Origin of the sequence: Pseudomonas sp. PS1(2021), assembly GCF_020405165.1 — a bacterium.
Classification (GTDB): Bacteria; Pseudomonadota; Gammaproteobacteria; order Pseudomonadales; family Pseudomonadaceae; genus Pseudomonas; species Pseudomonas aeruginosa.
Map to the genome: position 1 here is coordinate 3,624,199 of NZ_CP084484.1, position 23,537 is coordinate 3,647,735.

The 23,537-nt window shown below is 61.5% G+C and carries 27 protein-coding genes and 5 pseudogenes; 30 read left to right on the top strand and 2 right to left on the bottom strand.

Features of this window, described 5'->3' with window-relative positions; translation table 11 throughout:
• The first annotated feature begins 6 nt into the window (after positions 1–6).
• The 3 genes from LE197_RS36905 to LE197_RS17380 are packed head-to-tail and all read left to right on the top strand — an operon-like array spanning position 7 to position 1,502.
• Positions 7–141 carry a hypothetical protein gene (locus LE197_RS36905; protein WP_255253641.1) on the top strand — a complete coding sequence of 45 codons (135 nt, stop codon included), beginning with the start codon at positions 7–9 and terminating at the stop codon, positions 139–141.
• Positions 138–482 carry a hypothetical protein gene (locus LE197_RS17375; protein ID WP_226034088.1) on the top strand — a complete coding sequence of 115 codons (345 nt, stop codon included), beginning with the start codon at positions 138–140 and terminating at the stop codon, positions 480–482. The genes LE197_RS36905 and LE197_RS17375 overlap by 4 nt, the downstream gene beginning before the upstream one ends.
• Before the next feature lie 39 nt (positions 483–521).
• On the top strand, positions 522–1,502 hold the full coding sequence (locus LE197_RS17380) for an IS5-like element ISPpu21 family transposase (protein WP_019437692.1): 981 nt from the start codon (positions 522–524) through the stop codon (positions 1,500–1,502).
• A gap of 245 nt (positions 1,503–1,747) precedes the next feature.
• Here LE197_RS17380 and LE197_RS17385 read toward each other — a convergent pair whose 3' ends face one another.
• A complete protein-coding gene (locus tag LE197_RS17385; protein ID WP_003448662.1) occupies positions 1,748–2,038 on the bottom strand; it encodes an addiction module antidote protein in 291 nt (96 codons plus the stop codon).
• On the bottom strand, positions 2,035–2,334 hold the full coding sequence (locus LE197_RS17390) for a type II toxin-antitoxin system RelE/ParE family toxin (RefSeq protein ID WP_003120987.1): 300 nt from the start codon (positions 2,332–2,334) through the stop codon (positions 2,035–2,037). Before LE197_RS17390 ends, LE197_RS17385 begins: the two co-directional genes overlap by 4 nt.
• 201 nt (positions 2,335–2,535) lie before the next feature.
• Between LE197_RS17390 and LE197_RS17395 the strand changes: the two genes are divergently transcribed.
• From LE197_RS17395 to LE197_RS17525, 27 genes and pseudogenes are all read left to right on the top strand, one after another.
• Complete coding sequence (locus LE197_RS17395; RefSeq protein ID WP_226034089.1) at positions 2,536–3,108, top strand: PilL N-terminal domain-containing protein; 573 nt, start codon at positions 2,536–2,538, stop codon at positions 3,106–3,108.
• A 216-nt stretch (positions 3,109–3,324) separates the two neighbouring features.
• Positions 3,325–3,525, top strand: a complete 201-nt coding sequence (locus LE197_RS17400; RefSeq protein WP_226034109.1) for a TcpQ domain-containing protein — start codon at positions 3,325–3,327, stop codon at positions 3,523–3,525.
• A gap of 140 nt (positions 3,526–3,665) precedes the next feature.
• A pseudogene (locus LE197_RS37155) lies at positions 3,666–5,364 on the top strand (PilN family type IVB pilus formation outer membrane protein).
• A 3-nt stretch (positions 5,365–5,367) separates the two neighbouring features.
• On the top strand, positions 5,368–6,693 hold the full coding sequence (pilO2, locus tag LE197_RS17415; RefSeq protein WP_003099758.1) for a type 4b pilus protein PilO2: 1,326 nt from the start codon (positions 5,368–5,370) through the stop codon (positions 6,691–6,693).
• A complete protein-coding gene (pilP, locus tag LE197_RS17420; protein WP_003099760.1) occupies positions 6,683–7,216 on the top strand; it encodes a type IV pilus biogenesis protein PilP in 534 nt (177 codons plus the stop codon). Before pilO2 ends, pilP begins: the two co-directional genes overlap by 11 nt.
• Positions 7,217–7,530: 314 nt before the next feature.
• A pseudogene (locus tag LE197_RS17425) lies at positions 7,531–8,804 on the top strand (GspE/PulE family protein).
• The gene (locus LE197_RS17430; protein WP_226034091.1) at positions 8,804–9,787 is read left to right on the top strand and encodes a type II secretion system F family protein; all 984 of its coding nucleotides are present in this window, start codon (positions 8,804–8,806) and stop codon (positions 9,785–9,787) included. The pseudogene LE197_RS17425 and the gene LE197_RS17430 overlap by 1 nt, the downstream one beginning before the upstream one ends.
• Positions 9,788–9,903: 116 nt before the next feature.
• On the top strand, positions 9,904–10,434 hold the full coding sequence (locus tag LE197_RS17435) for a type 4 pilus major pilin (RefSeq protein ID WP_003120996.1): 531 nt from the start codon (positions 9,904–9,906) through the stop codon (positions 10,432–10,434).
• Complete coding sequence (locus tag LE197_RS17440; RefSeq protein ID WP_003448639.1) at positions 10,431–11,387, top strand: ATPase, T2SS/T4P/T4SS family; 957 nt, start codon at positions 10,431–10,433, stop codon at positions 11,385–11,387. The genes LE197_RS17435 and LE197_RS17440 overlap by 4 nt, the downstream gene beginning before the upstream one ends.
• A pseudogene (gene pilV / locus LE197_RS17445) lies at positions 11,380–12,440 on the top strand (shufflon system plasmid conjugative transfer pilus tip adhesin PilV); the annotation flags it as partial. The gene LE197_RS17440 and the pseudogene pilV, both read left to right, overlap by 8 nt.
• A gap of 9 nt (positions 12,441–12,449) precedes the next feature.
• Positions 12,450–12,758, top strand: a complete 309-nt coding sequence (locus LE197_RS17450; RefSeq protein ID WP_134303573.1) for a hypothetical protein — start codon at positions 12,450–12,452, stop codon at positions 12,756–12,758.
• A 17-nt stretch (positions 12,759–12,775) separates the two neighbouring features.
• On the top strand, positions 12,776–13,213 hold the full coding sequence (gene pilM / locus LE197_RS17455; protein WP_003120998.1) for a type IV pilus biogenesis protein PilM: 438 nt from the start codon (positions 12,776–12,778) through the stop codon (positions 13,211–13,213).
• Between the two features lie 921 nt (positions 13,214–14,134).
• On the top strand, positions 14,135–14,701 hold the full coding sequence (locus tag LE197_RS17460; RefSeq protein ID WP_003120999.1) for a hypothetical protein: 567 nt from the start codon (positions 14,135–14,137) through the stop codon (positions 14,699–14,701).
• Between the two features lie 76 nt (positions 14,702–14,777).
• A complete protein-coding gene (locus tag LE197_RS17465; RefSeq protein ID WP_004347955.1) occupies positions 14,778–14,957 on the top strand; it encodes a hypothetical protein in 180 nt (59 codons plus the stop codon).
• Between the two features lies 1 nt (position 14,958).
• Positions 14,959–15,093, top strand: a complete 135-nt coding sequence (locus tag LE197_RS36910; RefSeq protein ID WP_003121000.1) for a hypothetical protein — start codon at positions 14,959–14,961, stop codon at positions 15,091–15,093.
• Between the two features lie 322 nt (positions 15,094–15,415).
• Complete coding sequence (locus tag LE197_RS17470) at positions 15,416–15,904, top strand: STY4534 family ICE replication protein (protein WP_003448595.1); 489 nt, start codon at positions 15,416–15,418, stop codon at positions 15,902–15,904.
• Positions 15,905–16,041: 137 nt separating this feature from the next.
• A complete protein-coding gene (locus tag LE197_RS17475) occupies positions 16,042–16,200 on the top strand; it encodes a hypothetical protein (RefSeq protein ID WP_003121002.1) in 159 nt (52 codons plus the stop codon).
• Positions 16,201–16,273: 73 nt separating this feature from the next.
• Positions 16,274–16,471: a hypothetical protein gene (locus tag LE197_RS17480; RefSeq protein WP_003448593.1), complete on the top strand. Its 198-nt coding sequence runs from the start codon at positions 16,274–16,276 to the stop codon at positions 16,469–16,471.
• A 191-nt stretch (positions 16,472–16,662) separates the two neighbouring features.
• Complete coding sequence (locus LE197_RS17485) at positions 16,663–17,376, top strand: hypothetical protein (protein WP_003121003.1); 714 nt, start codon at positions 16,663–16,665, stop codon at positions 17,374–17,376.
• Between the two features lie 235 nt (positions 17,377–17,611).
• Entirely contained in the window at positions 17,612–17,962 is a 351-nt protein-coding gene (locus tag LE197_RS17490; RefSeq protein WP_003099791.1) for a hypothetical protein, read from the top strand.
• 56 nt (positions 17,963–18,018) lie between these two features.
• Positions 18,019–18,651: a DUF3275 family protein gene (locus tag LE197_RS17495; RefSeq protein ID WP_003158170.1), complete on the top strand. Its 633-nt coding sequence runs from the start codon at positions 18,019–18,021 to the stop codon at positions 18,649–18,651.
• Entirely contained in the window at positions 18,648–18,923 is a 276-nt protein-coding gene (locus tag LE197_RS17500; RefSeq protein ID WP_003117060.1) for a hypothetical protein, read from the top strand. The genes LE197_RS17495 and LE197_RS17500 overlap by 4 nt, the downstream gene beginning before the upstream one ends.
• Positions 18,924–18,992: 69 nt before the next feature.
• Entirely contained in the window at positions 18,993–19,355 is a 363-nt protein-coding gene (locus LE197_RS17505; protein ID WP_003117061.1) for a hypothetical protein, read from the top strand.
• A gap of 67 nt (positions 19,356–19,422) precedes the next feature.
• On the top strand, positions 19,423–19,677 hold the full coding sequence (locus tag LE197_RS17510; protein ID WP_003117062.1) for a hypothetical protein: 255 nt from the start codon (positions 19,423–19,425) through the stop codon (positions 19,675–19,677).
• Between the two features lie 92 nt (positions 19,678–19,769).
• Positions 19,770–20,374: pseudogene (locus LE197_RS17515) on the top strand (hypothetical protein).
• Between the two features lie 29 nt (positions 20,375–20,403).
• The gene (locus LE197_RS17520) at positions 20,404–21,849 is read left to right on the top strand and encodes a DUF6094 domain-containing protein (protein ID WP_226034092.1); all 1,446 of its coding nucleotides are present in this window, start codon (positions 20,404–20,406) and stop codon (positions 21,847–21,849) included.
• Positions 21,850–21,953: 104 nt separating this feature from the next.
• Positions 21,954–22,958, top strand: a pseudogene (locus LE197_RS17525) (SNF2-related protein); the annotation flags it as partial.
• Positions 22,959–23,537: the final 579 nt, after the last annotated feature.

The following is a 23,537-nucleotide window of genomic DNA, read 5'->3' on the forward strand; positions in this document are numbered from 1 at the left end:
CTCGGGTTGAACCAGCCGCTGATCGACACAGTAAAAAAACTACTCTCACCAACCGAGCACTTCCTGCTGCAACACGGAGGAGCAGGAAGCAAGCTCGATCACAACGACACGACTGTTCAGCAGGAGATGCCCCAAAAATGAGATTCGAGCAGCCCTCACCGACTATCGACTACAGAAGAAATATGGTGCTGCAAGCGTTGCTGAAGATCGAGGCGCTCTACGAGCTCGCACATGCCGCCTCTCCAGAGCTGCTAGCGAACATTAAGGAAGCGCTGGCCGACCCAGATAGACTTTGCGAAATGGCGACAGCAATCGCCTTATATTACCTTCACCGGGAACCTACAGTTCCAGCGCTATACATAGAACTCGTCGAGGATGAAGTTGCACGCTACCCCTTCACCTATGACGAGATAGAGTCAGTGATGGATTCAAAGATTAGGGAAGTCCTATTCCCTAGGGAAACTCTGAAAAAGACTTCCTGATTTGGCAAAATCCGCCGACTTCACCCGCAGAGCTTTCCGATGAAGCAGATGACCTTCGCCGACGCCGAGTACGCCGGCAAGCGCAAGCAGACCCGCAAGGAACTGTTCCTGATCGAAATGGAACAGGTGGTGCCGTGGCAGGGCCTGATCGCCCTGATCGAGCCGCACTACCCGAAGGGTGAAGGCGGTCGTCCCGCCTATCCGCTGATGGCGATGCTGCGCGTGCATCTGTTGCAGAACTGGTTCGGCTACAGCGACCCGGCGATGGAGGAAGCGCTGTACGAGACGACCATCCTGCGCCAGTTCGCCGGGCTGAGCCTGGAGCGTATCCCCGACGAAACCACCATCCTCAACTTCCGTCGCCTGCTGGAGCGCCACGAGCTGGCGGCCGGGATTCTGGCGGTGATCAATGGCTACCTGGGCGACCGTGGCCTGTCGCTGCGCCAGGGCACCATCGTCGACGCCACGCTGATCCATGCGCCGAGCTCGACCAAGAACAAGGACGGCAAGCGCGATCCCGAGATGCACCAGACCAAGAAGGGCAACCAGTACTACTTCGGCATGAAGGCGCACATCGGCGCCGACAGCGAATCCGGCCTGGTACACAGCGTGGTGGGCACGGCGGCCAACGTGGCCGATGTCACCCAGGTGGACAAGCTGCTGCACGGCGAAGAGAACCTGGTCAGCGGCGATGCCGGCTATACCGGCGTCGAGAAGCGTGCCGAGCATGCAGGCCGCTCGGTCATCTGGCAGATTGCGGCGCGGCGCAGCACTTACCAGCAACTGAGCAAGCGCAGCCCGCTGTACAAGGCCAAGCGCAAAATCGAGAAGGCCAAGGCGCAGGTACGTGCCAAGGTCGAACATCCATTCCGGGTGATCAAGCGCCAGTTTGGTTACACCAAGGTGCGCTTCCGTGGCCTGGCCAAGAACACCGCACAACTGATTACGCTGTTTGCGCTGTCGAATCTGTGGATGGCGCGGCGGCATTTACTCGCGAACACAGGAGAGGTGCGCCTGTAACACGGCGAATAGCCGCTACGGGGTACGCGTAGCGGCTAAAAACCCTACATAAGACGACGATCTGAGCGCTTTTTGATCGATGGATCGCTTCAAAAAACAGCGAGGTCTGTAGTCGGCCAGAAATACGTGGCTACTTCAGACCATCCCTAGGTATGAGCGATACCACGATACATGAGTGAGCCCAGCAACTCGATTCACCAGTAATAGCCAAGGATCGGGAGAGGGAACTCTAACTGGACGAGTTCTCACTGAGCATGCGGGCGGGCGGTCAGATCAACTCCCAGAGCTCGCATTACTGCCAGCATGGTTTTCAATGTAGGGTTCCCGCGCTCACTAAACGATTTGTAAAGCTGCTCCCTGGCCAAACCCGTTTCCTTGGCCAACTCCGTCATCCCCTTGGCGCGGGCCACGACTCCCATAGCCTTAGCGATATAGGCGGTGTCTCCAGTATCCAAAGCGTCTGCGATGAACAGAGCCATGGCCTCCGGGCTGTCCAGCGCTTGCGCGGGGTCATAATCATAAATTTGCTCGGTCATTGCGGCCTCCACTCATTTGCCAGGCGTTTCGCCATTTCTATATCCCTGGCCTGGCTGCTCTTGTCTCCACCACATAGCAGGATGACGATTTCCGTCCCGCGCTGCTGGAAGTACACCCGATAGCCTGGGCCATAGTGAATCCTCAACTCGCTCACACCCTGGCCGACTGGTGACACATCGCCGGGTAGTCCATTCGCCAATCGGAAGATACGGGCGGCGATCACGGCCTTTGCCCGCCGATCCTTTAGCTTGCTTTCCCATGCCATGAAAGTGGCGGTTTGTTTGACTTCGACCATGGGTCAACTGTGACTTATAAATCACAAACAGTCAATCGCACGCAGCCTTAGCACACGCTTTGTTCCAAATTCTGTTGGCTCCCCTTGAAGCACAATCCTGCGGGTGGGCAAAAGAAATCCCCTACCCTGTTGCCGAGTATTTCCTGCTGAGGCATGGCGAATGGCCTGCCACTGTGTGCCCCATCATCAAAGGGGGCCTCAATGACCAGGCAGTTGACCACTCTCACGCTGTGCCTGCTGCTCGCCAGCTGCACGACCCACAAGGCTGAGCCGGCCAGGCCCGCCTTCGACAGCAGCCGCAATCCAGACCTGCTCTCACCGGACCTGTACCCGAATGGCGTACAACCGGAGAAGGAGCCCGTCGTGCGCTACGGGCGCTACACCCTGGTCAGCACCCAGCCGGACGCTGGCCAGCGCGACCTGATGGCACAGATCATCGACGTGACCATCCCGTCGAGCATGAACCCGAGTGTCAAGGATGCCATGCAGTACGTGATGAGCCGCTCGGGTTACTCGCTGTGCCCGGCAGAGGCCGGTCATGTGAACATCCTCTACACCCGGCCGCTGCCGGCGGCTCAGTACAAGCTCGGCCCCATGACCCTGCGCAACACCCTCCAGGTCCTCTCCGGTCCAGCCTGGCAGGTTAAGGTCGACGAAGTGGCGCGGCAGGTCTGCTTCGTGCTTCGCCCGGGCTATCAACTTCCCCGGCGCCGAGGCCGAAACCAGTCCAGCAACTGTATGCGAAGCCCGCTGCCCCAACTCCAGCGGCGGTAGCGCAACCCTCCTCCACGGAGAAAGTCAGCACGCTGGAGTCGCCCGTCGTGGTCGCCTCGGTGCCAACGCCGGCGCCGATCACAACCAGCCCGCTCCGACCAAGAAGCCTGAATCCACCACTGTGTTCCCCCAGCAGCACCGGCCAAGGATGGCCACCCCTCTTCTCCTCCCGCGGCTTTGGCACCGATCAAGCCCTTGGCTTCCGCCGTGAAGTCCATGCCGCCCACTCCGGCCGTGGCTTCCGCCCCTCCGGTCAAGGTGCTCACGCCGGCGGAGCCGAGCCGGCAGTTGGCACAGTCCTGGTCAGCCGAGACGGGATCAACCCTGCGCGACACCTTGGAAGCCTGGGCCAAGCGCGCACGCTGGACGGTCCGCTGGGAGCCGCAGGATCTCAACTATCCGATCGAAGCTCCCTGAGCTTCCACGGCTCCTTCGAGGACGCGGTATCCGAGCTGTTCCCGCTGTATGACGCTGCCGAACGGGGCCCTTCCTGGTGAACGCCAGCCGGCCGCAGTCCCTGATCATCATCAAGGAGCGCAAGAACTGATGCGTGCCCCCTGAAGAACCTCTTGCCTTGCCTCCTGATCCCCGCGCTGGCCAGTTGTTCGGTCACACGGGTGAACGAGTCGGCGGATCGTGTCGAAGCTACGGCAGATTCCGCGTCGACGATCGCAGCACAGATGCGCAACACCCGACCGGATCGCCGCGATACGGTGGTGTTCTCCGACAAACCCTGGGTCAGCACGAAACCCCTGAGCGTTTCGCACACTTTGTCCAGTGACTGCATCGTGACGTGGCGCCCTGCAGGCGCAGCGTCGCTGCAGGAGGCCGCCCAGGAAGTCATCAACCAATGCCACCTGGCGGTCAGTATCACGCCCGACGCGCTGAACCCGGCCGCTTTTGCCCTGCAACCTCAGCAGCGCGCGAGCAACGCCCCGCCGCCCATCCAAGGCGGCCAGGACATGGCCACCATGCTGTTTCCTGCCTCCGTCGCCAACGGCATGTCCCTAGGTGCCGGCGGCAGCATCGGGTCGAGCTTCGGGTCCTACGGCCCGCGGTCTCTGTACAACATCAAATGGAACGGCAAGGTCAGCGGGTTCCTCGATCTCATCGCCGCCCGCGCCGGCGTGTCCTGGCGCTACAACCCAACCGAGAAACGGGTCGAGTTCTACTACCTGGACACTCGGACCTTCCGCATCTACGCCTTCGACGACGTCAACACGGTGGACTCCACCGTGCGTTCCGGTATGACGACGGCCGCCGGCATCAGCGGGGATGGCTCCGGATCCACTGGACAGAATGGCAGCTCCGGCATCAGCGGCGACTCCGGCAGCAAGCAGACCACCAGCTCCGAGCTGAAGACCTCGATCCTCAGCGACATAGAGAACAGCATCAACTCGATGCTGACGCCGAGCATGGGACGCATGTCGCTGTCGCGTGCCACGGGCACCCTGACCGTCACCGACCGACCAGAGGTCCTCAACCCGCGTCCAGCAGTTGGTCAACCGGGAGAACGAGAGCATCACCAAGCAGGTGCTGCTGAACGTCAACGTGCTCTCGGTCGCCCTGACCGACAAGGATCAACTGGGGATCGACTGGAACCTGGTCTACAAGTCGCTCAACAACAAGTGGGGCATCGGCCTGAAGAACACCATGCCAGGCATCGATCAAAGCGCGATCTCCGGCTCCGTGAGCATCCTGGATACCGCCAACAGTGCCTGGGCAGGATCCAAGGCCATGGTCCAGGCGCTGGCCCAGCAGGGTCGCGTCTCGACCGTCCGCTCCCCGTCCGTGACCACGCTCAACCTCCAGTCGGCGCCGATCCAGATCGGCCGCTACGACAGCTACCTGGCCTCCAGCCAGATCTCCAACGTCGCCCAGGTCGGCAGTACCACCTCGCTGATCCCGGGCGCCGTGACCAGCGGCTACAACATGAGCCTGCTGCCGTTCGTGATGGAAAGCGGCGAGATGCTGCTGAAGATCAACATCAACATGACCTCCAGACCGACGTTCGAAATGCAGACCAGCGGGGACTCCAAAGCCCAGTTCCCGAGCTACGACATACAACTGTTCGACCAGAAGGTACGCCTGCGCAGCGGCGAGACCTTGGTGCTCTCCGGCTTCGACCAGACCACCGAGGATACCAACAAGGTCGGCACCGGCGACGCCGGATTCTTCGGCCTTGGCGGCGGGCTGACCCGCAATACCAAACGCGAGGTCATCGTGGTGCTGATCACCCCCGTCGTGCTGGGCTGAACCATGGAGAAGCCTGACATCGGTAGCCGTGGACCAGACGTCTCGATCCTGAGCTACCACGGCAACAAGTTCGTCAGCGGCCTGTTCTGGCGGCCGCTATCCAGCCAGCGGCAGTACATGAAGGAAGCGCGCAAGCTGGGCAAGGAAGAGCATCTGGACATCGTTGCCATCCGCCATTCGCCGACAGTGATCCAGGCCGGCTTCGTTTCGAAGTCGCAAGGCGCAGTCAAGGGCATGTACTCCCTGGCCTCGGCGCTTTCAGGCCAGTTCGAAGGCGACTTCCTGGCCTGCTGGAAGGTCGACGAGGACCGCTACGCACTGGTCGCCACGCTCGATGGTGCGATCGTCCCCGGCCAGGACCTGGTCACTACCTTCGACGAAGCCAGGGACCGGATCAGGAAGCTCTCTACGCGCGGCGTGCTTCGAAACGCACAGGTCTTCGTTCCCGAAGGATTCGATTTCCCCGTCAAGGACTTCGACATCGAGGAACTGCTCGCGCCGAAGCGCCTGCGGCGCGACTACCGCCTCCGGCAACTCACCTTCGGCTTGTCCGCCAGAGAGTGGACGGCAGTGGCCCTGCTCGGTTGCTTGGTAGGCGGGTCGCTAACCGCCTACTACCTATGGAATGCCCACCAGCAAGAGCTCGCCAGACAAGCCGCGCTCCTCGAGGAGCAGAGGCGCCTCGCCGAGCTGGCCGAGAAGAACGCCCAGGCCAAGCAGCCGCTGGACCTGGCTTCATTGCAGAAGCCTTGGACGCTCATGCCTGACCTCGAGGACATGCTACGCGCCTGTAGCAAGGCAACGGGGGTACTGTCGCTGTCGATCCAGGGCTGGCTCTTCGAATCCAGCAAGTGCGACGGCAGGGTCCTGGTCGCCACCTACCACCGTACCGGCAACAGCACGGCAGCCGACCTGACAGCGGCCAGCCAGCACCTGTTCGCTGACCGCCCCGCCTTCGTCATCGACAACGGCAACACCGCGGCCCTGAAGGTCGACCTGAAAGTCGCCATCGGTAGCGATGAGCCGCTGCAGCCAGCCGACGACGCGCTGCAGGCGCTCACCAGCCATCTGTACCGTCAGGGTGTCGAGCCCAAGCTGTCGATCAGCCAGGAGACAACTCCGCCCCTTCCTGGCGCGGAAGCGGCGACGGAGCAGCAAGTGGTGTTGCCCTCCTGGAAGAAATTCACCTTCAGCGCCCAGACCAGGCTCCCGGCAGACCTGACCTTCCAGGGGCTGCCCGCCGCCGGGGTCCGCATCACCAACCTCGAAACCACGCTCAAGGACAGCCAGTTGGACTGGACTGTCACAGGAGAAATCTATGCGAACTGAGCCGATCGGCATGGCCGTGGCCGTGCTCTTCCTCCTCGCGTCCGGCCAGGCCTGCGCCGGCACCGTTGGCGAACTGGCGGAGATCCAGGCCCAGGCCATCCTCACCGAGGCCAAGGTGCGTCTGGCCACGGCGCAGCGGCAACTGGAGGGCAAAGGCGAAACCGGCCAGGTCGTCAGCGCCCAGGGGCAGACGTTCGCCATGCCGGTGCCGGCGGCGGCGCCGACGATCACGCAGCCGGTTCCGCCAGTGGTGCGGACCATCTACGGCGCCGGCGGCAAGATGACTGCCACATTCTTGTTCCCGGGCGGGTACGAGGTGGACGCCGCCAGCGGCGCGGAGCTGCCGGGCAACTACCGCGTCGAGTCGATTTCCCTGGACCAGGTCGTACTCACCGACAAGGACGGCAACCGCGTGCCCGTGGGCTTCTCCAGCGTTGCCCCGACCCAAGCCGCCTCCTCGGCCCAAGGCGCCTCCGTTCCGCCGGCGCTGCCCGGGGCGGTACCGCAGCCGTTCATCCAGTAGGTACCGCCATGACGAACCTTCAAATTGCCGCGCTTGTACAGCCCTCCATGGTGACCCAACTGCTCACCGCCGACGGTGGCGAGTGGGAGGTCTCGAAGCACCTGCAAGAGATCATGGCCCTGGCCGCCGACGGCACGCTCTATCTATCGGAGAGCCACCAGAACGACATTCACGTTCTGTCGTTCATCGACCGTCTCGATCGCCGTGGCTTCCGATACCAGCTCAACCTCACCGACCTGCAGACCATTCACCAGCTCTACCGCGCCGTCGCCATGGACGGCCTGGTCGATAGCGATGGCCAGCGCGCCACCCAGATGCAGGAGCGCGTGGTCAAGATCATTCGTAAGGCCACAGAGCTGCGCGCCAGTGACGTGCATTTCGTCGTGAGTCCCGCCGGCACCGGCAGCAAGATCCGTTTCCGCGTCGACGGCCTGCTGAAGACCGTCGAGCAGTACCGCAGCCAGGAACTGCACGAACTTTGCGCAACCATCTACCAGTCCATGTGCGACGTGGCCGAGCCGCTTTTCAAGCCGCAATTGGACCAGGACGCGCGGATGAGCCAGGCCTTCGTCGAGAAGCTGAACCTGTTCGGCGCCCGGATCGCGACCCGCCCGCGCGCCGGTGGGTTCCTGATGATCCTGCGGCTGCTCTACGACGATACCGGCCTCGACAGCCTGGAGCAGCTCGGCTACCTGCCCGAGCAGAACGCGCTGTTCGATCGCATGATGCGCATGCCTTACGGCATCAACATCCTGTCCGGCCCCACCGGGTCAGGAAGTCGATGACCTTGAAGGTCACCATGGAAGGACTCGATAAGCTGCATGGCGGATCCAAGCATATCCTGACCATCGAGGATCCACCGGAATACCGCATTCGCGGCGAAGGCATCAACCAGACCCCACTGGTCTATGACGCCACTGACCCAGACGCAGAACGCCAGGCCTGGGCCGCAGGCATCGCCAACGGCATGCGCCTGGATCCGGACTACATGATGATCGGCGAAGTGCGCGACCTCTTCGCCGCTGTCGCCGCCTTCCGTGGCGCGATGACCGGGCACGGCCTGTGGTCGACCCTGCACACCAATAGCGCGATCGGCATTGTCCAGCGCCTGAAGGACCTGGGCGTCGACCCCGGCTTGCTGTTCGATCCGGCCCTGCTGACCGGCCTGATCAACCAGAGCCTGCTGCCTAAGCTCTGCCCCCACTGCAAAGTGCGCTTCCAAGACCACCAAGACCAGCTCGCGCTCGACCTGGTCGAACGGGTCCAGCGCTTGACCGATGTTTCCCAGGTGTACGTCAAGGGGCCTGGCTGCCAGGCCTGCCGTGGCTCCGGGGTCAACGGCCGCTCGATCGTCGCCGAGGTGGTGCTGCCCACCCTCGCCTTCATGCGTGTGTTCGCCAAAGGCGGCCCAGCCGAGGCACGCAACTACTGGGTCAAGACCATGCAGGGCATCACCAAGCACGCCCACGCCATCCGCCGCATCAACGAGGGTATGTTCGACCCGCAGATGGTCGAGGATTTCATTGGGCCACTCGACTTCGATGAGCATCTGCTCGACGACAGCTTCTACTCGCAGGAGGCGTGCTGATGGGGGGCTTCTGGGAGCAGTTGCAGTTCGCCTTCTACAGCAAGCAGTTCGGCCGCCAGGAACGCCTGCAGTTCTACGAAAGCATGTCCACCCTGCTCGAAAACGGTGTCCCGTTGAAGGACGCTGTGGCAGAGGTGCACAAGATCTTCGCTCATGAGGGGCAGCATCCGTTTCATCCGGTGGCCATCGCCAGTCGCGAAGCGCTGATGGGGCTGTCCAACGGCAAGCGTCTGGCCACCGCCATGGCGCTCTATCTCCCCGCCCAGGAGCGAGCGCTGATCGAGGCCGGCGAGATGAGCGGCAACCTGGTTCAGGCCATGGGCGATGCCGTCTCCCTGGTCGAGGCCCAGGCCAGGATCCGCGCCACCATCTGGCAGGCGCTGCTCTATCCCTCGGCGCTGTCCGCCATGATGGTGTTCCTGCTGTGCATCGTGGCCTATCGCATGGTCCCCAGCCTGGCCAGGCTCTCCGACCCAGTCACGTGGACCGGCCCGCTCGCCACGCTCAACGCCATTGCCAGCTTCGTCACAGGACCTGGTATCTACGTTCTGGTCGCCGTCATCACCCTCACGGTGGTGGTCATCGTCACGTTGCCGACCTACCGCTGGAAAGGCCGGGTCTGGCTGGACCGGATGCTGCCGCCCTGGTCCATCTACCGCATGCTCCAGGGCACCACCTTCCTGCTGAACATGGCGGTCATGCTCAACGCCGGCATACGCCCCTACGACAGCCTGGCCAGCATGATCAAGATCTCCCCGCCCTGGCTGAAGCAGCGCTTGGAAGCTGCCCGCTACGGCGTGGGCCTGGGCCAGAACCTGGGAGTCGCCCTTCGCAGCGCCGGTCACGATTTCCCCGACCGACAGGCCATCCAGTACCTGTGCATCCTCGCCAACCGGGAGGCTTCTCCGAAGCTCTGGTCAAGTTCAGCCGCCGCTGGCAGGAGACCAGCCTCAAGCAGATCGAGCTGGCCGCCGGGCTGGTGAAGAACTTCGCCCTGATCTTCATCGGCGCGCTGATGATCCTGGTCCTGCTCGGCGCCTACCAGGCACAGCAGCTCATCCAATCCATGAACCACTGAAACCTCACCAAGGAGCGCTCCATGAGCACTACGCAACGCACCTCCCGTCCGACGCAGGGCGGTTTCGTTTCCATCGAGATGATCATCGTGCTGATCATCATCGCCATCGGGGTCGGCCTGGGCCTGGCCGCAGCGGCTGGGATGTTCAGTTCGTCCAACGCCAACGAGGAACAGCGCAACATCAGCGTCATTGCGGCCAACGCACGTGCCCTGAAGACCTCTTCGGGCTACGGCTCCAGCGGTACCAACCTGATCCCGAGCCTGATCGCAATCAACGGCGTGCCGAAGAACATGAGTGTCTCCTCCGGCGTCGTCTACAACGTCTACGGCGGATCGGTCACTGTCTCGTCCACCGGCATGGGCTTCTCGATCACCACCAGCAAGCTGCCCAAGGATGCCTGTATCACCCTGGGCACCAAAATCGCGAAGAACACCTTCGAGCAGACCAAGATCAACAGCGGCACCGCTATCACTGGTGAGGTCACCACTGCGGCTGCGACCCAGGCCTGCAGCAGCGATAGCAACAGCATTACCTGGACCTACAGTTCGTGAGTGTGAACCCGATCATTCAGGCTCAGTTCGTCGACCTTTACCTCGGTGAAGGCTTCGCCGACGTGAAGGGCCTGGCCGGCGTCGGCGCGCGCCGAGTCGAGGTGCCTCGCGAGTGGGAGTCGCACGCCCAGGAACTGCTCCAGCTCTGCAGGCAAACGCTGGAGGAGCTGCAGGATCCCGAGTTCGCCATCGTCGTCGACGGTGTGCTGCTGCGCGTCACCCAACTGGAAGATGCTTTCAACGGCGGGAGTGTCTTCGTGCTGCGCCGGTCGACAGCCCAAGTTCGAAGCTTCGAGGATATCGGCTATCCGAGCGAGGTGGTCGCTACGCTCCTGAACCCGCAACTGCAGGGCTTGATCCTGTTCTGTGGCGATATGGCGACCGGCAAGACCAGCTCCGCCGCCTCGCTGATTCTCGCCCGACTGCAGACCCTGGGCGGGGTTGGCTTCACAGTCGAGGATCCACAAGAAACCAATCTCAGCGGCCAACATGGACTCGGCCGCTGTATCCAAGTCAGAACCTCACGACGCTCGGGAGGCTACAGCGAAGCCCTGTTGCGCACCCTGCGTACCGGAGCCGACCTGATATTGATCGGCGAGATCCGCGACGAAGACACCGCCTATCAGGCTTGCAAAGCTTCGCTGAACGGCAACCTGGTCATATCGACCATCCACGCCAAGAACTGCCCGCAAGCCATCGAACGGCTGATCACCCTGGCCAAACCCCTCGCGTCCAATGCCTACGACGTCGTGGCTGAAGGCATTCAGGCCGTGATCTGCCAGGAGTTGGTAAGTGATGGCGGCGCTCGAAGACTGCACGCAGAACCGTTGCTTTTCACCGGAGTGGACTCCGTCGCCATGCGCGATAAGATCCGCCGGCAGCAGATTCATCTACTTGAGGACGATGTGAATCGCCAGGCTCGCAAAAGCCTGTGGGAGCCTATCTATGAATAACCTCAAGCTCAGCCGCGGCTTTATCTCAATTGAATTAATGATCGCCTTGATCGTTATCGCCATCGCGACTACCGGCGGGATTTCAGTCTTGATGAGCTATCTAGACGGCCTGAATGAACAGCACGCGGCCCAGCAGCAACAGCAGGTGGCCAAGGCAGCGGAGAAGTACCTGAAGGACAACTTCAGCACGGTTCTGGCCAGCGCCGGCGCCACGGCCCCGGCGGTGATCACCGTCCCGATGTTGCGCAACACCCGTTACCTGCCCGCAGGCTTCCGCGACACCAACATCTACGGCCAGCAATACCAGGTACTGGCCCGCAAGCCGGCGGCCAACCAGCTCGAAACGCTGATCGTGACCACGGGTGGACAGGTAGCTTCCGAACTCTCGATCCGCCGGATCGCGCAGCTCATGGGAGCCACCGGGGGCTACATCTCGAAAACCAACACCAGTGTCGCCCAGGGCGCCGCCTGGCAGGTGGCCTTGAGCAATTTCGGTAGCGCTCCCGGCGCTGGACACCTGGCGACGGCGCTGTTCTTCCAGGACGGCGCCATTGCCAACGAGTACCTCTACCGCAATGCCGTCCCGGGTCATCCCGAGCTCAACCGGATGAACACGGCATTGAATATGGGCGGCAACAATATCGCCGCAGCCGGAGCGGTCACCGCCAGCGGAAACATCACGACCAGCGCGGACATCAGCGCGCGCAACGTGACAGCCACTGGCACGGTGAAAGCCGGCACTGCTGACGTCGCCGGCGAGACGTACACCGGAGGCTGGTTCAGGACCCGCGGTAACTCAGGTTGGTACAACGAACGGTGGGACGGTGGCTGGTATATGAGTGACAGCACATGGGTCAGGTCGTGGATGAACAAGAACGTTTATACCGGCGGAGAATTGAGAGGGGAAAGCTCAGCTCCGAAGGTAGAACGACCGTCGGCGAGTACCTTCAGATCAATGGTTTGGCGGCAGAAAATGCAGGATGCGCCCCCAATGGCCTGGTAGGCAGAGACAACAGCGGCCCCCTATTCTGCACCGATGGGCTGTGGAAACGGCCCAGTGGCGTGAATATCGCCACCCCTGTGGTGCTGGCACAGTATCCCGCCGATAACCGACCCCGCACCCACTGCCAAGCGGTATCCAGGGACGCGCTGATCAATGGCTCCGGCCCCGGCGTTCTGCGCCTGGAAGTCGATGGCGTGATCGTTGGTCAAGCGCGCTCCACCGCTGGGCGAAACGCTGACGTAGTTGAAGACGCCTCGATCTCCGCCATGGTGAAAGCCGGACACCGGTTCTGCCTTTACAGCACCGTTGTGCTCGCAGGATTCGGCAACTCCGCCGGCATGCGTGTGACGGCCACCTACCTCAACTAGGGAGTCCTCCAGATATCATGCCGCTGCTCTGGATTGCCCTATTGCTCACCCTGCTCACCGGAACCTGGCTGAGTGTACAAAGCGACCACGCGACCTCGAGCGCCGAACTGGCCGAGGTCGATACCCTGGCCAGGAGCTTGCTGCTCTACCGCTCCAGGCTGGCGGAGTACGCACACGCCAACCCCGGTTTCAGCGGTTCGCCGGCGGACTCCGCTCTTGGTTTACCGGCCTGGTTCCGCAAGCCAGCGCGGCTTCAGGGCTACATCGCCGCCGACACCAGCTACGCCTTCATCGCCTCGCCGCCGGCAGGGCTGGCGGCAGCCGTGGATGCCGGTACGGAATCCGACCTAGTTGGTGTCAGGCGCAACGGCCAGTTAGTCACGCGCCGCCTCGGAGCCACTGCCATTGCGCTCCCTGCGCCCATCCCCGAGGGCGCGGTGGTCGCGGTCAAATAACCTCCAGAGGCCAGTAAACCCCGGCGCTGCTTGATAAACCAGCCTTCTGAACACATAATGCCATCAACTTTGATTTCACCCCGCTGGCTACTGACGGTCATCAGTAGCGCCCTGGTGATGCAGGTTCGCCTCATCTCCAAACCGTAAGCACGCTACAACACCGGGTGGGGCGTGCGGATCTGGTTGAGAATTCTCCCTGTGTCTCCCTGTTCTTTTGCTTGTCATGCAGCCGTCAACTCGTGTCGAGCGAGTTTAAAGGCACATAGGGTTCTCAAGAGGTTCGGTGTTTCCTCGATTTAAGGGTCGTACTGGTGTTACGGCCCCTCCTTTTCCCCTCTCCATGGGTAGCCTGATGCTCCTGCTCCAGGGGCATCAGGCTACCCATCGGGATCCTTCTCCCTGCCGGTGGCCCGCCGGTGATACGCAGGGCTCCCTTTGTACGCGGATGCGTGCCTACTGTTTGCTGGCCAAGCCACGATAATGGCCGGGTGATGGGATCGAGACGATCAATGCCCAGGGATCGACGATTCAACCACAGGTGGCTCACTTGACTCCCCTTCCAGACACGGCTGGGGAAACCTTTGACAGGGTTTCTACCAGCCGCGCTCTTCCGCCCTCGCTCTCCGCCCGCTGTATCCTGCATCCGCTCCCCCTCCTGCTTGACCTTGACACTTTCGCCCCCTGCTTCGATGATGAACGCGTGATCTGCTGACGTTGTCAGCGACATGCCCCCATGCAGCTCGGATCCGAAATGCTGCAGCACAGCCCACCGTGTTGATCCAACCCAAGACCGCATAGCTTCTGGTAGCGCGGTCGGTCGGCCTCGGTCGATAGAAGCTCCCTTCCGCAACCCAGCGGGGAATCCACTTCCCCGCCAGGGCCAGTGTTTTCTCCGCACCCTCAACCTGCAGGAGAAACACCATGTCCAAGCAATCCACCAGCTTCGAAATCGGCTTTGCCCTCGGCAGTGTTGTGCGTGAGTTCCGCAGAGCGCTCAGGCGCCCTCCGGTCGTAGTGCAAGCACAAGCGCCGGTTGCGTTGAGCGTCCAGCGCATCGATCCTGCCTTCCTGGCCGGCCCGACCGCTGGCGAGCTAGAACACATCAGCGACATCCCAGCCATCGTCCGGCTGAAGAATGTCAACCTGAATGACTGGTATCTAGCCAATACGCGCGAGGTGCAAAAGCCCAAGCGCGCACGCAAACCCAAGCCGGCCAAGGCGACCGCCAAAGCTGAAACGCCAGTCAGGAAGGAGCTCAAGATGGGTTCCCTCGACCATTTGATTGCACCCAACTCCGAAAGCGAAATGGGGAGGCCCCCTCTCCAGTTAGAGTCCCTGAACGATCATGAGATTGCTCTTTTGCCAGCACCTCCTGGTAGCGCAGTCTCTTGGGAACTCCATCGGCGTACTCAGGAGCAATACCACCAACGCTGGCAGGACTACTTGTCCACCATGACGGATGAACAAGTAGCTGCTCTCGGCCGCTAATAGCCACTGCTACCACCCCCAACCCTGCCGGGAACCATCCCGCAGGGTGGTTTTCCGGCATTTTTCGAGGAAAACCATGGGTTCCGCAAAACTTTCCGCAATCGCAGAAGATCTACGCAAGATTGGAACCACGGCGGTAGCCGCTGGTTTGATCGGTATTTTTCTCGGCGAGCATCGCATCCTGACTGCCCTTGCGCTGTCGGTAGGTGTGGTAATCTGGTCTACAGGTATCTACCTGACTCAGGAGGAATCTTGAGATGAGCCAAACGACTTTCGGCGTGATCATGCTGACCGCCTTGCTTGTAGTGTGCTTGTCGATGGCGGCCTGGGCCGATTGGCCCAACCTCAAGCGCAAGCTTACGAAGTTTAACCATCGGCACCGCCCGCACTGACCTCAAGCCCCTCCGTGTGAGGGGCTTTTTCATTCGCGGGGGCTTGACAACTGCAACAGGCCTTTTCATTCTTTGCACCGTGAGCTGCTGACGTTGTCGGCAATCCTCCCCCAGTAGTCATGATCTGAAAGACTACGACACGGATTTCCGTGTAGATCGAACCCAAGATCGCACCAGCTTCCGGTAGCGCGATCAATCAACCACAGGTTGATGGAAGCCCTCTCCCTCAGATTTACCTCCCAATACCGACCCATGCGGGGAATACTTTTCCCTGACGGGCAAGGTGTTTCTCCGCTTTCGCTTACGAAACTGGAGAACCATCATGAGCAACAACACCCAAGCCCAAGAAGCCAAATATTTCGACCTGCACACCACCGGTATCGGCTACCTCAATCGCATCCGCGAAGTACCGATCCGCCGAGGTGAACCGTTCCTCGCCGCTACTGTTGCTGCCCTCCATGGCGCGGCAGACAGCGTGGAATACTCCTACATCGATTGCAAAGTGGTCGGCGCCCAAGCTGAAAAGCTTGTCCGCCGTTGCAAGGAAGCAGTCGAGGCCGAGAAGAAGGTGCTGATTTCTTTCCGTATCGGCGACATCTGGGCGGATCCCTTCACCTACGAGAAAGGCGAGAAAAAAGGCCAGTCCGGCGCAAGCCTCAAAGGCCGGCTGCTCTTCATCTCCTGGATCAAAGTGGATGGCACCACCGTCTACGATGCGAAGGAAGAAGCTGAGAAAGCCCAGCAAGGCCAAGGCGAACCGCAAGGTGAACCCGCAGCCCCCGCTGAGCACGCTGAACAAGCCGCTGCTTGAGCACGGCTTGATCGAATACCGGCCCTCATCCCGAGGGCCTTTCACTACCTACGCTATGCGCCACTCTTCATCGCATACCCACCCGGGGGGCACCATCTCCCCCAGGGCGTGGTGTTCTCCATTATCTGGAGATCATCATGAGCAATATCCAAATCGTAGATCTGCCCGCCCTGCCGGAAGTAGAGGAGGTTAGCCTCAGCGACGTCGAGGACGAGCTGCTGCTCAGCAGTCAGTTCTGCAACTTCGCCTGGCTGTTCCTAGCCAGCAACAATGCCCAGGTATCTGCCTTGGCCTAACCGCCAGACATTTCCCATTTAGGGGACCTCAGTCCCCTTGGGACTGGTGTTTCCTACCGAAAGGAGAATCACCATGCAATACGGAAAGCGGGCACTCGCCCATCTTCGTCTCGAACTGCCGCTGCAGGTTCTTATGTCCAACGCCGGCTTTTATATCGGCACCCTTGATGAAGAAGGACCAGCTTCGCGCGAGTCGGTTGAATACTACCCCTCCCGCGAACTTGCCCAACAGGCATTAGACAACGGCACGTGGTCGCAACGGGAATATTAAGTTTTACCCTTTTGCCTATGTGCCTCTGCTAATTCAACCCAGACGGGGTCATCCCCCTGTCGGGTGGTGACTTCTCCGAATTGCGTTAACCGCAACGACTCTACATCACCAGGGCGCTTCGGCGCCCCTTACTTCCCCTGGAGGTCCATAGTCTCTAAGGGCATGGGCTTCCCGGCTACTGGAGATACCCCATGACTCAATATAATCCGTTTATCCACGGCTATACTGACTTCAGAATCGAGCGAACGCTACAGATAACATACGAAGATGATTGCCCCCCCTGCTATCGCGCGTTGCATCCATCGCAGCAAATCCTCTCCGATACTCAACTACAGTGCTTTCCATGCATCTTCAATGACGACTTCGCCCTAGTTACTGAAGGTCGAGAGATCGATACTGCACTTTCTGACCGCTGTCCTTACAACGGTCTGGTGCGCAATGTGCTCTACGGCATCCTTGCCGAGCAGGACGGTCAGCAAAAGCACATAGGCGATCTGTATTCCTTGGCCGAAGCCCAGAGTGTCGTTCGTCACCTTTCGTTCGGTGGCGGTTACAACCGCTGCTGGGAGATCAGAAAAACACATCTACCCATCAGCGCGTGGAATAGCCTCTACGAAAGGTTCTCGACCAAGATGCCAATCCGCTTGCCCTCGGTGTTGGTATCGCTCTTCTGGTGTAACGAGCACGGTGCGGTGGGCTTTCGCTTGCACAACACCCCTTGGACGGATGAGTGTCTGGAGATCCTGGAGATGACCGCAGCCGCTCTTCGACAAGAACAGCTTGCCTTCGGCCTCGACGAACACCTGGTCGATCTACTTCACCTCGCGGGACAAGCAGACATTCGGTTCCTGGTACTCGATCCATTCGCGCCCACGCTTAAGGGCCTGCCACTTTATGACGATTGAGCAATCCGGCCGGCGGGACATCCCGCCAGCCCTCGAATTCGAATTGGCTCGCTGTCGTTGACAGCGCCTCCCAAGGAGCCAGGGTTTAAGGCTCCGGCGCGCAAGCGCTAACCCACCCAAGACCGCCACAGCACTCGGCAGCGCGGTCGCATCACGCAAGTGATGGAGTGCATCCTACCCACCCACGCGGGGACCTCATCCCCGCGGGAGAGGCCTGCGTATTCGGAGACCTCTCATGACCTCTCTCAACAACCACTCCAGCGCAGGCCACACTGCTGCGTACCTCAAACTCCCGATCGTTCTCACCAACGCGGCCTGGCTGCGCCTGGTCTATCTCGCCAACCCTGCCAGGGTCGACGAGATGGGCACCCGGCTGGCCAGTGTCGTTCAAACCGCCTGGCAGGAGCTTTCGCTCCAGCCGACCGCGAAGCACATCCAATTCCACCTGTACCACAAAGAGGAAGAGGGGCAGGACCGCGCGCTCGCGCTGCTGGTCCTCTCGATAGTCGAGCCGTCCGATGAGCCTTCCTACCTGCGCATCGAGCTGCAGGAAGAAAGCCTCCCGGGCAACCCGGATACCGAGTAGCTCTCCCCTCACCACGATCCCGCTACGGCGGGATCATCCTTTTCGCAGGTCACGCCATGATCAACATACCCGGCCAGTTGGCCATTCGAACCATCAACGGTCGCAATGGCGAGTTCAACGTGGGAAAGCTCTCGACCTCGATCGGGGAGTTCGTCATCAAGGACGCTCTCCTGGACCAGCACATCGAAGGCAAGTACCGCGGTGATTTCGCCATCACCGAGATCCGTCCCTCGTACTACACCACCGGCGGCCGGCTGGTCGTCGAGATCCGCGCCAAGCTGGACAGCATGACGCTGGACGACGTGGACAACCTCAGCGACGAGGAGGCAGAGCGCCTCTCTGGCAATGAGGTCGATCCGCTCGACGAAGTGCCCGCGATCCAGCAACCCACTGTCGCACCGGCGGCACCGCCGAAGTCGCCCCAGAAACCGAAGCCTCTGCGCCCCGTCGCAACCGGGGACGACGCGCCTTTCGGTATGGACCCTCCGGCTCCTGCAGAGCAGGCCGCCTCTCTGGACACAGACGCGGATGCAGAACTGTTCGGGACGGTCTGGCCGCTAGGCGAAATCGTCAAGCTGGACACCACGGTCGACCGCAAGCGACTACGCCAACAGTGCGTGCGACTCGGCGCGCTGGGCTATGAGCTCGACTTCAAACAACAGGTGTGGACCCGCAAGGAGGCCGCATGAAATCGATCTACAACACCCCAGGCTTCAGCGAGGAGTTGTTACTGGTTTGCGCCTCGCTGCGCGAGGTCGGACTGGACAATCTGGCTGACCAGTTCCGCGCGGCAGTGTTCGACCGATCCGTCGTCGACCAGGCCATCATCGCACTGCGTGAGCGGGTGAAGACCCCTTCGCCGGAGCATGCGGCCGACAACGAGCCCTGGTTGTACTGCGACTGGCAGGCCAGGCAAACAGCTTACCGGCTCCTCCAGCGCCTTGAGCGCGCAACACGCTGAAGCAACACCCTACCCACCCCTGCCGGGTTCTCCCGTCAGGGAGACCTGGCCAACCACAGGAGCACACCTATGGGATGGCTTTTCTCACATCAGACGAAGGAAGACCTGCTGCGTGAGCTGCTGGCCCCAACCAGTACCTTCGCAGGCAGCACCGAGGTGCTGGCACACGCAGTCTCCGGCAATGAACTTTGGACTGTCGTAAAACGAACCTTTCACCTTGCCGGATTCTATTTCGGCAAGCCGGCCGGTCACTCGATCACCATGATCGAGTTGCACTTGCTGGACTGCTCGGCCGGGCAATGGGGCTACAAGACCATTCCGGAGAAAGCAGGCCCGTTCTACTACGGCTGTCCGCTGGAGTTCCTGGACCTGGCTCACGATGAGACCAACCAGGAGTGGCGAGACCGTCTGACGCAAGAACACCAAGCCTGACCGCACCAACCACTTCCCTTGAGGGGCTCCCTCAAGGGCGCTCCTCGTCTACCACCAGGAGCACACCATGAACCCACTGTTCACCAACCTCACCCAGGAAACCCTCGCCTACCTCGAGGACCAACTGTCCAACAACGACGTCGCCGGCGACGACGAGCTCATCGACCTGTTCATCGAGGAGCTGTCGCTGACCTTGGAGCAGGCGGAAGCGGCTGTCGCGCTACGCGATCAGTACCTCTGCCAGGTCTTCCTGAACGGCCAAGGGCCGCTGCACCAAGACGATGGGCTGAGCTTCGATCCTCACACCAAGAGCGTTCGGTAACCACCACGCTCCCCTGCACCAGTTGGACTACACCCCCGAGGGGCTTCACCGCCCCTCGAGGGCGGCGTGGCTCCTCCTTCCAGGAGGTTCCTATGCCCAGTCCCACCCCGCTCTACCAGATCGAAGAGTGCCCAGACCTGTACGTCGACGCCTGCGTGTGCGACGAGCAGCGCAACCTGGTCTTTCTTTCGGCCTGGGGCCGCGACACCGTGACACAAGAGTTCCTGGCCAGGCTGACGCTGGGCCGGGAAGAAAATGGCATCGACCATTTCCACATCATCGTGGACGGCCGCCGCTTACCTGTCTTCCCAAACCAGGATCTCCTGGAGAAACGCACCACCCGCCAGTTCCGCGGCACGTTGTTCGGGAGCCTGCTCAACCTCTGGCTGTTCGATCGGCGCGCCTCGGCACCTGACCGAAGCAATCACCTCGCCTTCGCACTCCTGCAGCGCGATGAGGATCCACACCAAAGGCTCTGGCCGCTGGTGATGGAGACCTGTCCGCTCCCCTCCTACAACACTGGCGCGAGCCAGTGATGGAGGTCCTCACCCAGCACCAGATGTTGAACGCCCTGCCAGGGACGATCGGCAACGTCTGCGCCTGGCGACTCGCCCTGCGGGTCGACGTGCTCGAGCCCACCCTCGGTGAGCTGATCCGCGAAAGCATTCTTACCACCGATGCTCAGGCGCAAGCCTGAGCCATCCCCCTCTGACTCAAGGAGACCCCATGGCCCTCATGTTCCCGCGCTTGGCGCGCAACTTTGCACGCAACGGCTACTTCCCTACCGATGAGGTCACCCTCGAACGCGCTCTGCAGGCCCTCGCTCCCGCCCCGTCGGGCAGGATGAGGATCTGTGATCCCTGCGCCGGTGAGGGGGTTGCCCTGGCTGAGGCAGCACACTCCCTCGGCCGCGACCAGGTCCAAGCCCTCGCTGTCGAGTACGACCGCGAGCGCGCCGACCATGCTCGAGGCTTGCTTGACCGAGTGCTGCACAGTGACCTTTTCGACACCATGATCAGCAGGCAGTCGTTCGGACTGCTCTGGCTCAACCCGCCTTATGGCGACCTGGTGGCGGACCACTCCGGTGCGTCGCAGTACCAGGGCAGCGGCCGTAGGCGTCTGGAGAAAGCGTTCTACCAGCGCTGCCTGCCATTGCTGCAGTACGGCGGCGTCATGGTTCTGATTGTTCCTCACTACGTCTTGGACGATGAGCTGACTGGCTGGTTGAGCAACCACTTCACCGGCCTGCGCATCTACGCAGCCGCGGATCCTACCTTCAAACAGGTGGTGATCTTCGGCATCCGGGTCCGTCGGCAGGACCTGGCCCGGGCGGACGCCAATCAGGTGAGGTCTCGCCTGCAAGCGATCGGCGCGGGCCAGGAAAAGGCCGAGGAAATTCCAGCGGCTTGGCCGTGGGAACCCTATGTGGTTCTGCCGGCCACCAGCGAGCTGGAGCACTTCTACCGAGTGACCCTGGAGCCGGAGCAGTTCGCCGGCGAGATCCAGCGGCTGCGAGGTCTCTGGCCTGACTTCAACCTGCACTTCGCGCAAGCGGGGCTGCAGCCCCGCCCACCAGTCTGCGAGCTGTCTCGCTGGCACCTGGCCCTGGCCTTGGCCGCCGGCGCGATTTCCGGCGTCGTGCGCTCGAAGTCGGGCCGGATCCTGGTCGTGAAGGGTGACACCTACAAGGACAAGGTCCGCAAGACCGAATTCACCGAAGACGACGACGGCAACATCACCGAGGTGAGGATCCTCACAGACCGTTTCATCCCGATCATCCGGGCATGGGAAATGACACCCTCCTCGGTCAATCAGGGCCGCGTGCTGACCATCAGCTCGTCGGCTGCGACCACGGAAGAGGCTGAAGAGCCCCAACCTGAGCCGGCCCCCGCACCGCTGCTGTTCAGCCCTGGCCAGGTCGTGATGACCGCTGCCGTGAGCCACCTGGTGGAAACCGGTCAACTCAACCCAGCGCCTTTGCTGAACCGTCATCTGGCGGGAGATTGGGGGACGCTGGACCAGGAAGACTGGAACACCAACCAGAGAGCCCTGAAGTTCGGCGATCGGCTGCTGTCGTCCTACGACATCGACGCCGGCGACGAATCCAGGCTCTGGATCATCACTGAGGCAGACCGCAGCTCAACCACGCTTTTGCTCCCTAGCGATTACTGACCTCGCCCTCGCGGCGACTCCTTCCACTCCACCCTGCAGGGTATGCCGGTACCCGAAGGGGACCGTGCACACCCTGCTCCGTTCTTCACCTGCAGGAGATGCACATGAACGCTCTGACCCAACCGGCCGCCCTGGCCGCCTCCCACCTGAACATCAACCTGACCGACTTCATCGACGAGTTCGGCGACGAGCTCCTGGAGTCGCTCAATCGCTCCACCCCCCCGGTCTATACCGGCTCCGTCAACGCTCACCGCCAGTTGGTGATGGACCGACTCAAGCGCAAGCCCTTCGCGGCCCAGGCCGAGGTCGTCCAGGCCATCACCGCCCTGCTGCTGGACCGTAACGAGCAGGCCGGAATCATCAACGCCGAGATGGGCACCGGGAAAACCATGATGGCCATCGCTGTCGCAGCGGTCATGCACGCCGCCGGCTATCGCCGGACCCTGGTCGTCTCTCCGCCGCACCTGGTCTACAAGTGGCGCCGCGAGATCCTGGAGACCATCCCAGCCGCCCGCGTCTGGGTACTCAATGGCCCAGATACTCTACTCAAGCTGCTCAAGCTGCGAGATCAGATGGGCGACGCCTACGACGGGCGCCAGGAGTTCTTCATCCTCGGCCGCGTGCGGATGCGGATGGGCTTCCACTGGCGGCTCGCCTGCTGGAAGAAACGCGCCGCCGGCGGCCAACTGCTCGCTGCGTGCCCGGATTGCGGACAGGTTCTCGAGGACCTGGAAGGCAACCTGGTCACGGTGGAGGAGTTCGAGCGTGGTGACCGTCGACGTACCTGTTCCTCCTGCCGTGGGGCGCTCTGGACGCTGATCCGACCAGGCAAACCCGACGGCGGCAACCGGCGCGCAACGATTCTCAAGTCGATGTGCCGGATACCAACCATCGGCCCGGTCAGGGCGGAGCGCCTGCTGAACGACTTCGGCGAGGATTTCCTGGCCACGATGTTGGTGGACAACGTCTCGGAGTTCATCAACCTGATGGACGCCAAGGGCAACTTCGTCTTCAGCGATCGGCAGGCCAAACGCATGGAGCGATCGATGGCAAACATCGAGTTCGGCTTCGGTGAAGGCGGCTACCAACCGACCGAGTTCATCAAGCGCGTGCGACGTGAAGTCGTCTGAGTAATTGTTCCAACGGGGGCAATCCCGGCGAGGAACCTGGTGTTCCGTCATCAGTAGCCTACCGGCACATGCAGGACTGATAACGGTCTTGTGTGAAGCTGCCGGGACAATGTAGCTGGGCCTTCGGGCCGCGCCAACGCCGTGAGGCAAGGCGTTATCTGCGAGCATCAATGCGGGTACGGCGCTAGGCTGGGTGGTATGACCAACGAAAGTGAACTGCTGTTAAACACCGTTATGAATGACAAGCCAAAGATGCTGACAGGCTTGAACCAAAAGGTATGCGGTCGGTTGCCCTTTATCCGTTTTGGGGGCACACGGACATCATGACCGCCGGTGGAAAGGCAGGGTCTAACCCATCTCGTTACTCAGGTGAAACACGGTAAGCCCGTATCGCTGCCCCTCGGGGCAGGCAGACCGTAAGGAATGCTGTTGGTGGTGCGGGTAAAGGAATGTGGAGAAAGCGAATGCCGCCCTGTAATGGGGCGGATAGGGTTGAGCCGCAAGGCAACATCATCCCACGCGAAAGCGGGCAGACTTCCACTTGGTCTTTCTCTACGA

Bases quoted from the DNA above. Each gene is read 5' to 3' on its own strand.
- LE197_RS17395 (WP_226034089.1), top strand. From the start codon at position 2,536: ATGACCAGGCAGTTGACCACTCTCACGCTGTGCCTGCTGCTCGCCAGC.
- LE197_RS17385 (WP_003448662.1), bottom strand. From the start codon at position 2,038: ATGACCGAGCAAATTTATGATTATGACCCCGCGCAAGCGCTGGACAGC.
- pilO2 (WP_003099758.1), top strand. From the start codon at position 5,368: ATGGAGAAGCCTGACATCGGTAGCCGTGGACCAGACGTCTCGATCCTG.
- LE197_RS17475 (WP_003121002.1), top strand. From the start codon at position 16,042: ATGAGCAATATCCAAATCGTAGATCTGCCCGCCCTGCCGGAAGTAGAG.
- LE197_RS17400 (WP_226034109.1), top strand. From the start codon at position 3,325: ATGCCGCCCACTCCGGCCGTGGCTTCCGCCCCTCCGGTCAAGGTGCTC.
- LE197_RS17375 (WP_226034088.1), top strand. From the start codon at position 138: ATGAGATTCGAGCAGCCCTCACCGACTATCGACTACAGAAGAAATATG.
- LE197_RS17490 (WP_003099791.1), top strand. From the start codon at position 17,612: ATGACCTCTCTCAACAACCACTCCAGCGCAGGCCACACTGCTGCGTAC.
- LE197_RS17485 (WP_003121003.1), top strand. From the start codon at position 16,663: ATGACTCAATATAATCCGTTTATCCACGGCTATACTGACTTCAGAATC.
- LE197_RS17465 (WP_004347955.1), top strand. From the start codon at position 14,778: ATGGGTTCCGCAAAACTTTCCGCAATCGCAGAAGATCTACGCAAGATT.
- pilM (WP_003120998.1), top strand. From the start codon at position 12,776: ATGCCGCTGCTCTGGATTGCCCTATTGCTCACCCTGCTCACCGGAACC.
- LE197_RS36910 (WP_003121000.1), top strand. From the start codon at position 14,959: ATGAGCCAAACGACTTTCGGCGTGATCATGCTGACCGCCTTGCTTGTA.
- LE197_RS17480 (WP_003448593.1), top strand. From the start codon at position 16,274: ATGCAATACGGAAAGCGGGCACTCGCCCATCTTCGTCTCGAACTGCCG.
- LE197_RS17460 (WP_003120999.1), top strand. From the start codon at position 14,135: ATGTCCAAGCAATCCACCAGCTTCGAAATCGGCTTTGCCCTCGGCAGT.
- LE197_RS17380 (WP_019437692.1), top strand. From the start codon at position 522: ATGAAGCAGATGACCTTCGCCGACGCCGAGTACGCCGGCAAGCGCAAG.
- pilP (WP_003099760.1), top strand. From the start codon at position 6,683: ATGCGAACTGAGCCGATCGGCATGGCCGTGGCCGTGCTCTTCCTCCTC.
- LE197_RS17435 (WP_003120996.1), top strand. From the start codon at position 9,904: ATGAGCACTACGCAACGCACCTCCCGTCCGACGCAGGGCGGTTTCGTT.
- LE197_RS17500 (WP_003117060.1), top strand. From the start codon at position 18,648: ATGAAATCGATCTACAACACCCCAGGCTTCAGCGAGGAGTTGTTACTG.
- LE197_RS17520 (WP_226034092.1), top strand. From the start codon at position 20,404: ATGGCCCTCATGTTCCCGCGCTTGGCGCGCAACTTTGCACGCAACGGC.
- LE197_RS17390 (WP_003120987.1), bottom strand. From the start codon at position 2,334: ATGGTCGAAGTCAAACAAACCGCCACTTTCATGGCATGGGAAAGCAAG.
- LE197_RS17505 (WP_003117061.1), top strand. From the start codon at position 18,993: ATGGGATGGCTTTTCTCACATCAGACGAAGGAAGACCTGCTGCGTGAG.
- LE197_RS17430 (WP_226034091.1), top strand. From the start codon at position 8,804: ATGGGGGGCTTCTGGGAGCAGTTGCAGTTCGCCTTCTACAGCAAGCAG.
- LE197_RS17495 (WP_003158170.1), top strand. From the start codon at position 18,019: ATGATCAACATACCCGGCCAGTTGGCCATTCGAACCATCAACGGTCGC.
- LE197_RS17470 (WP_003448595.1), top strand. From the start codon at position 15,416: ATGAGCAACAACACCCAAGCCCAAGAAGCCAAATATTTCGACCTGCAC.
- LE197_RS17510 (WP_003117062.1), top strand. From the start codon at position 19,423: ATGAACCCACTGTTCACCAACCTCACCCAGGAAACCCTCGCCTACCTC.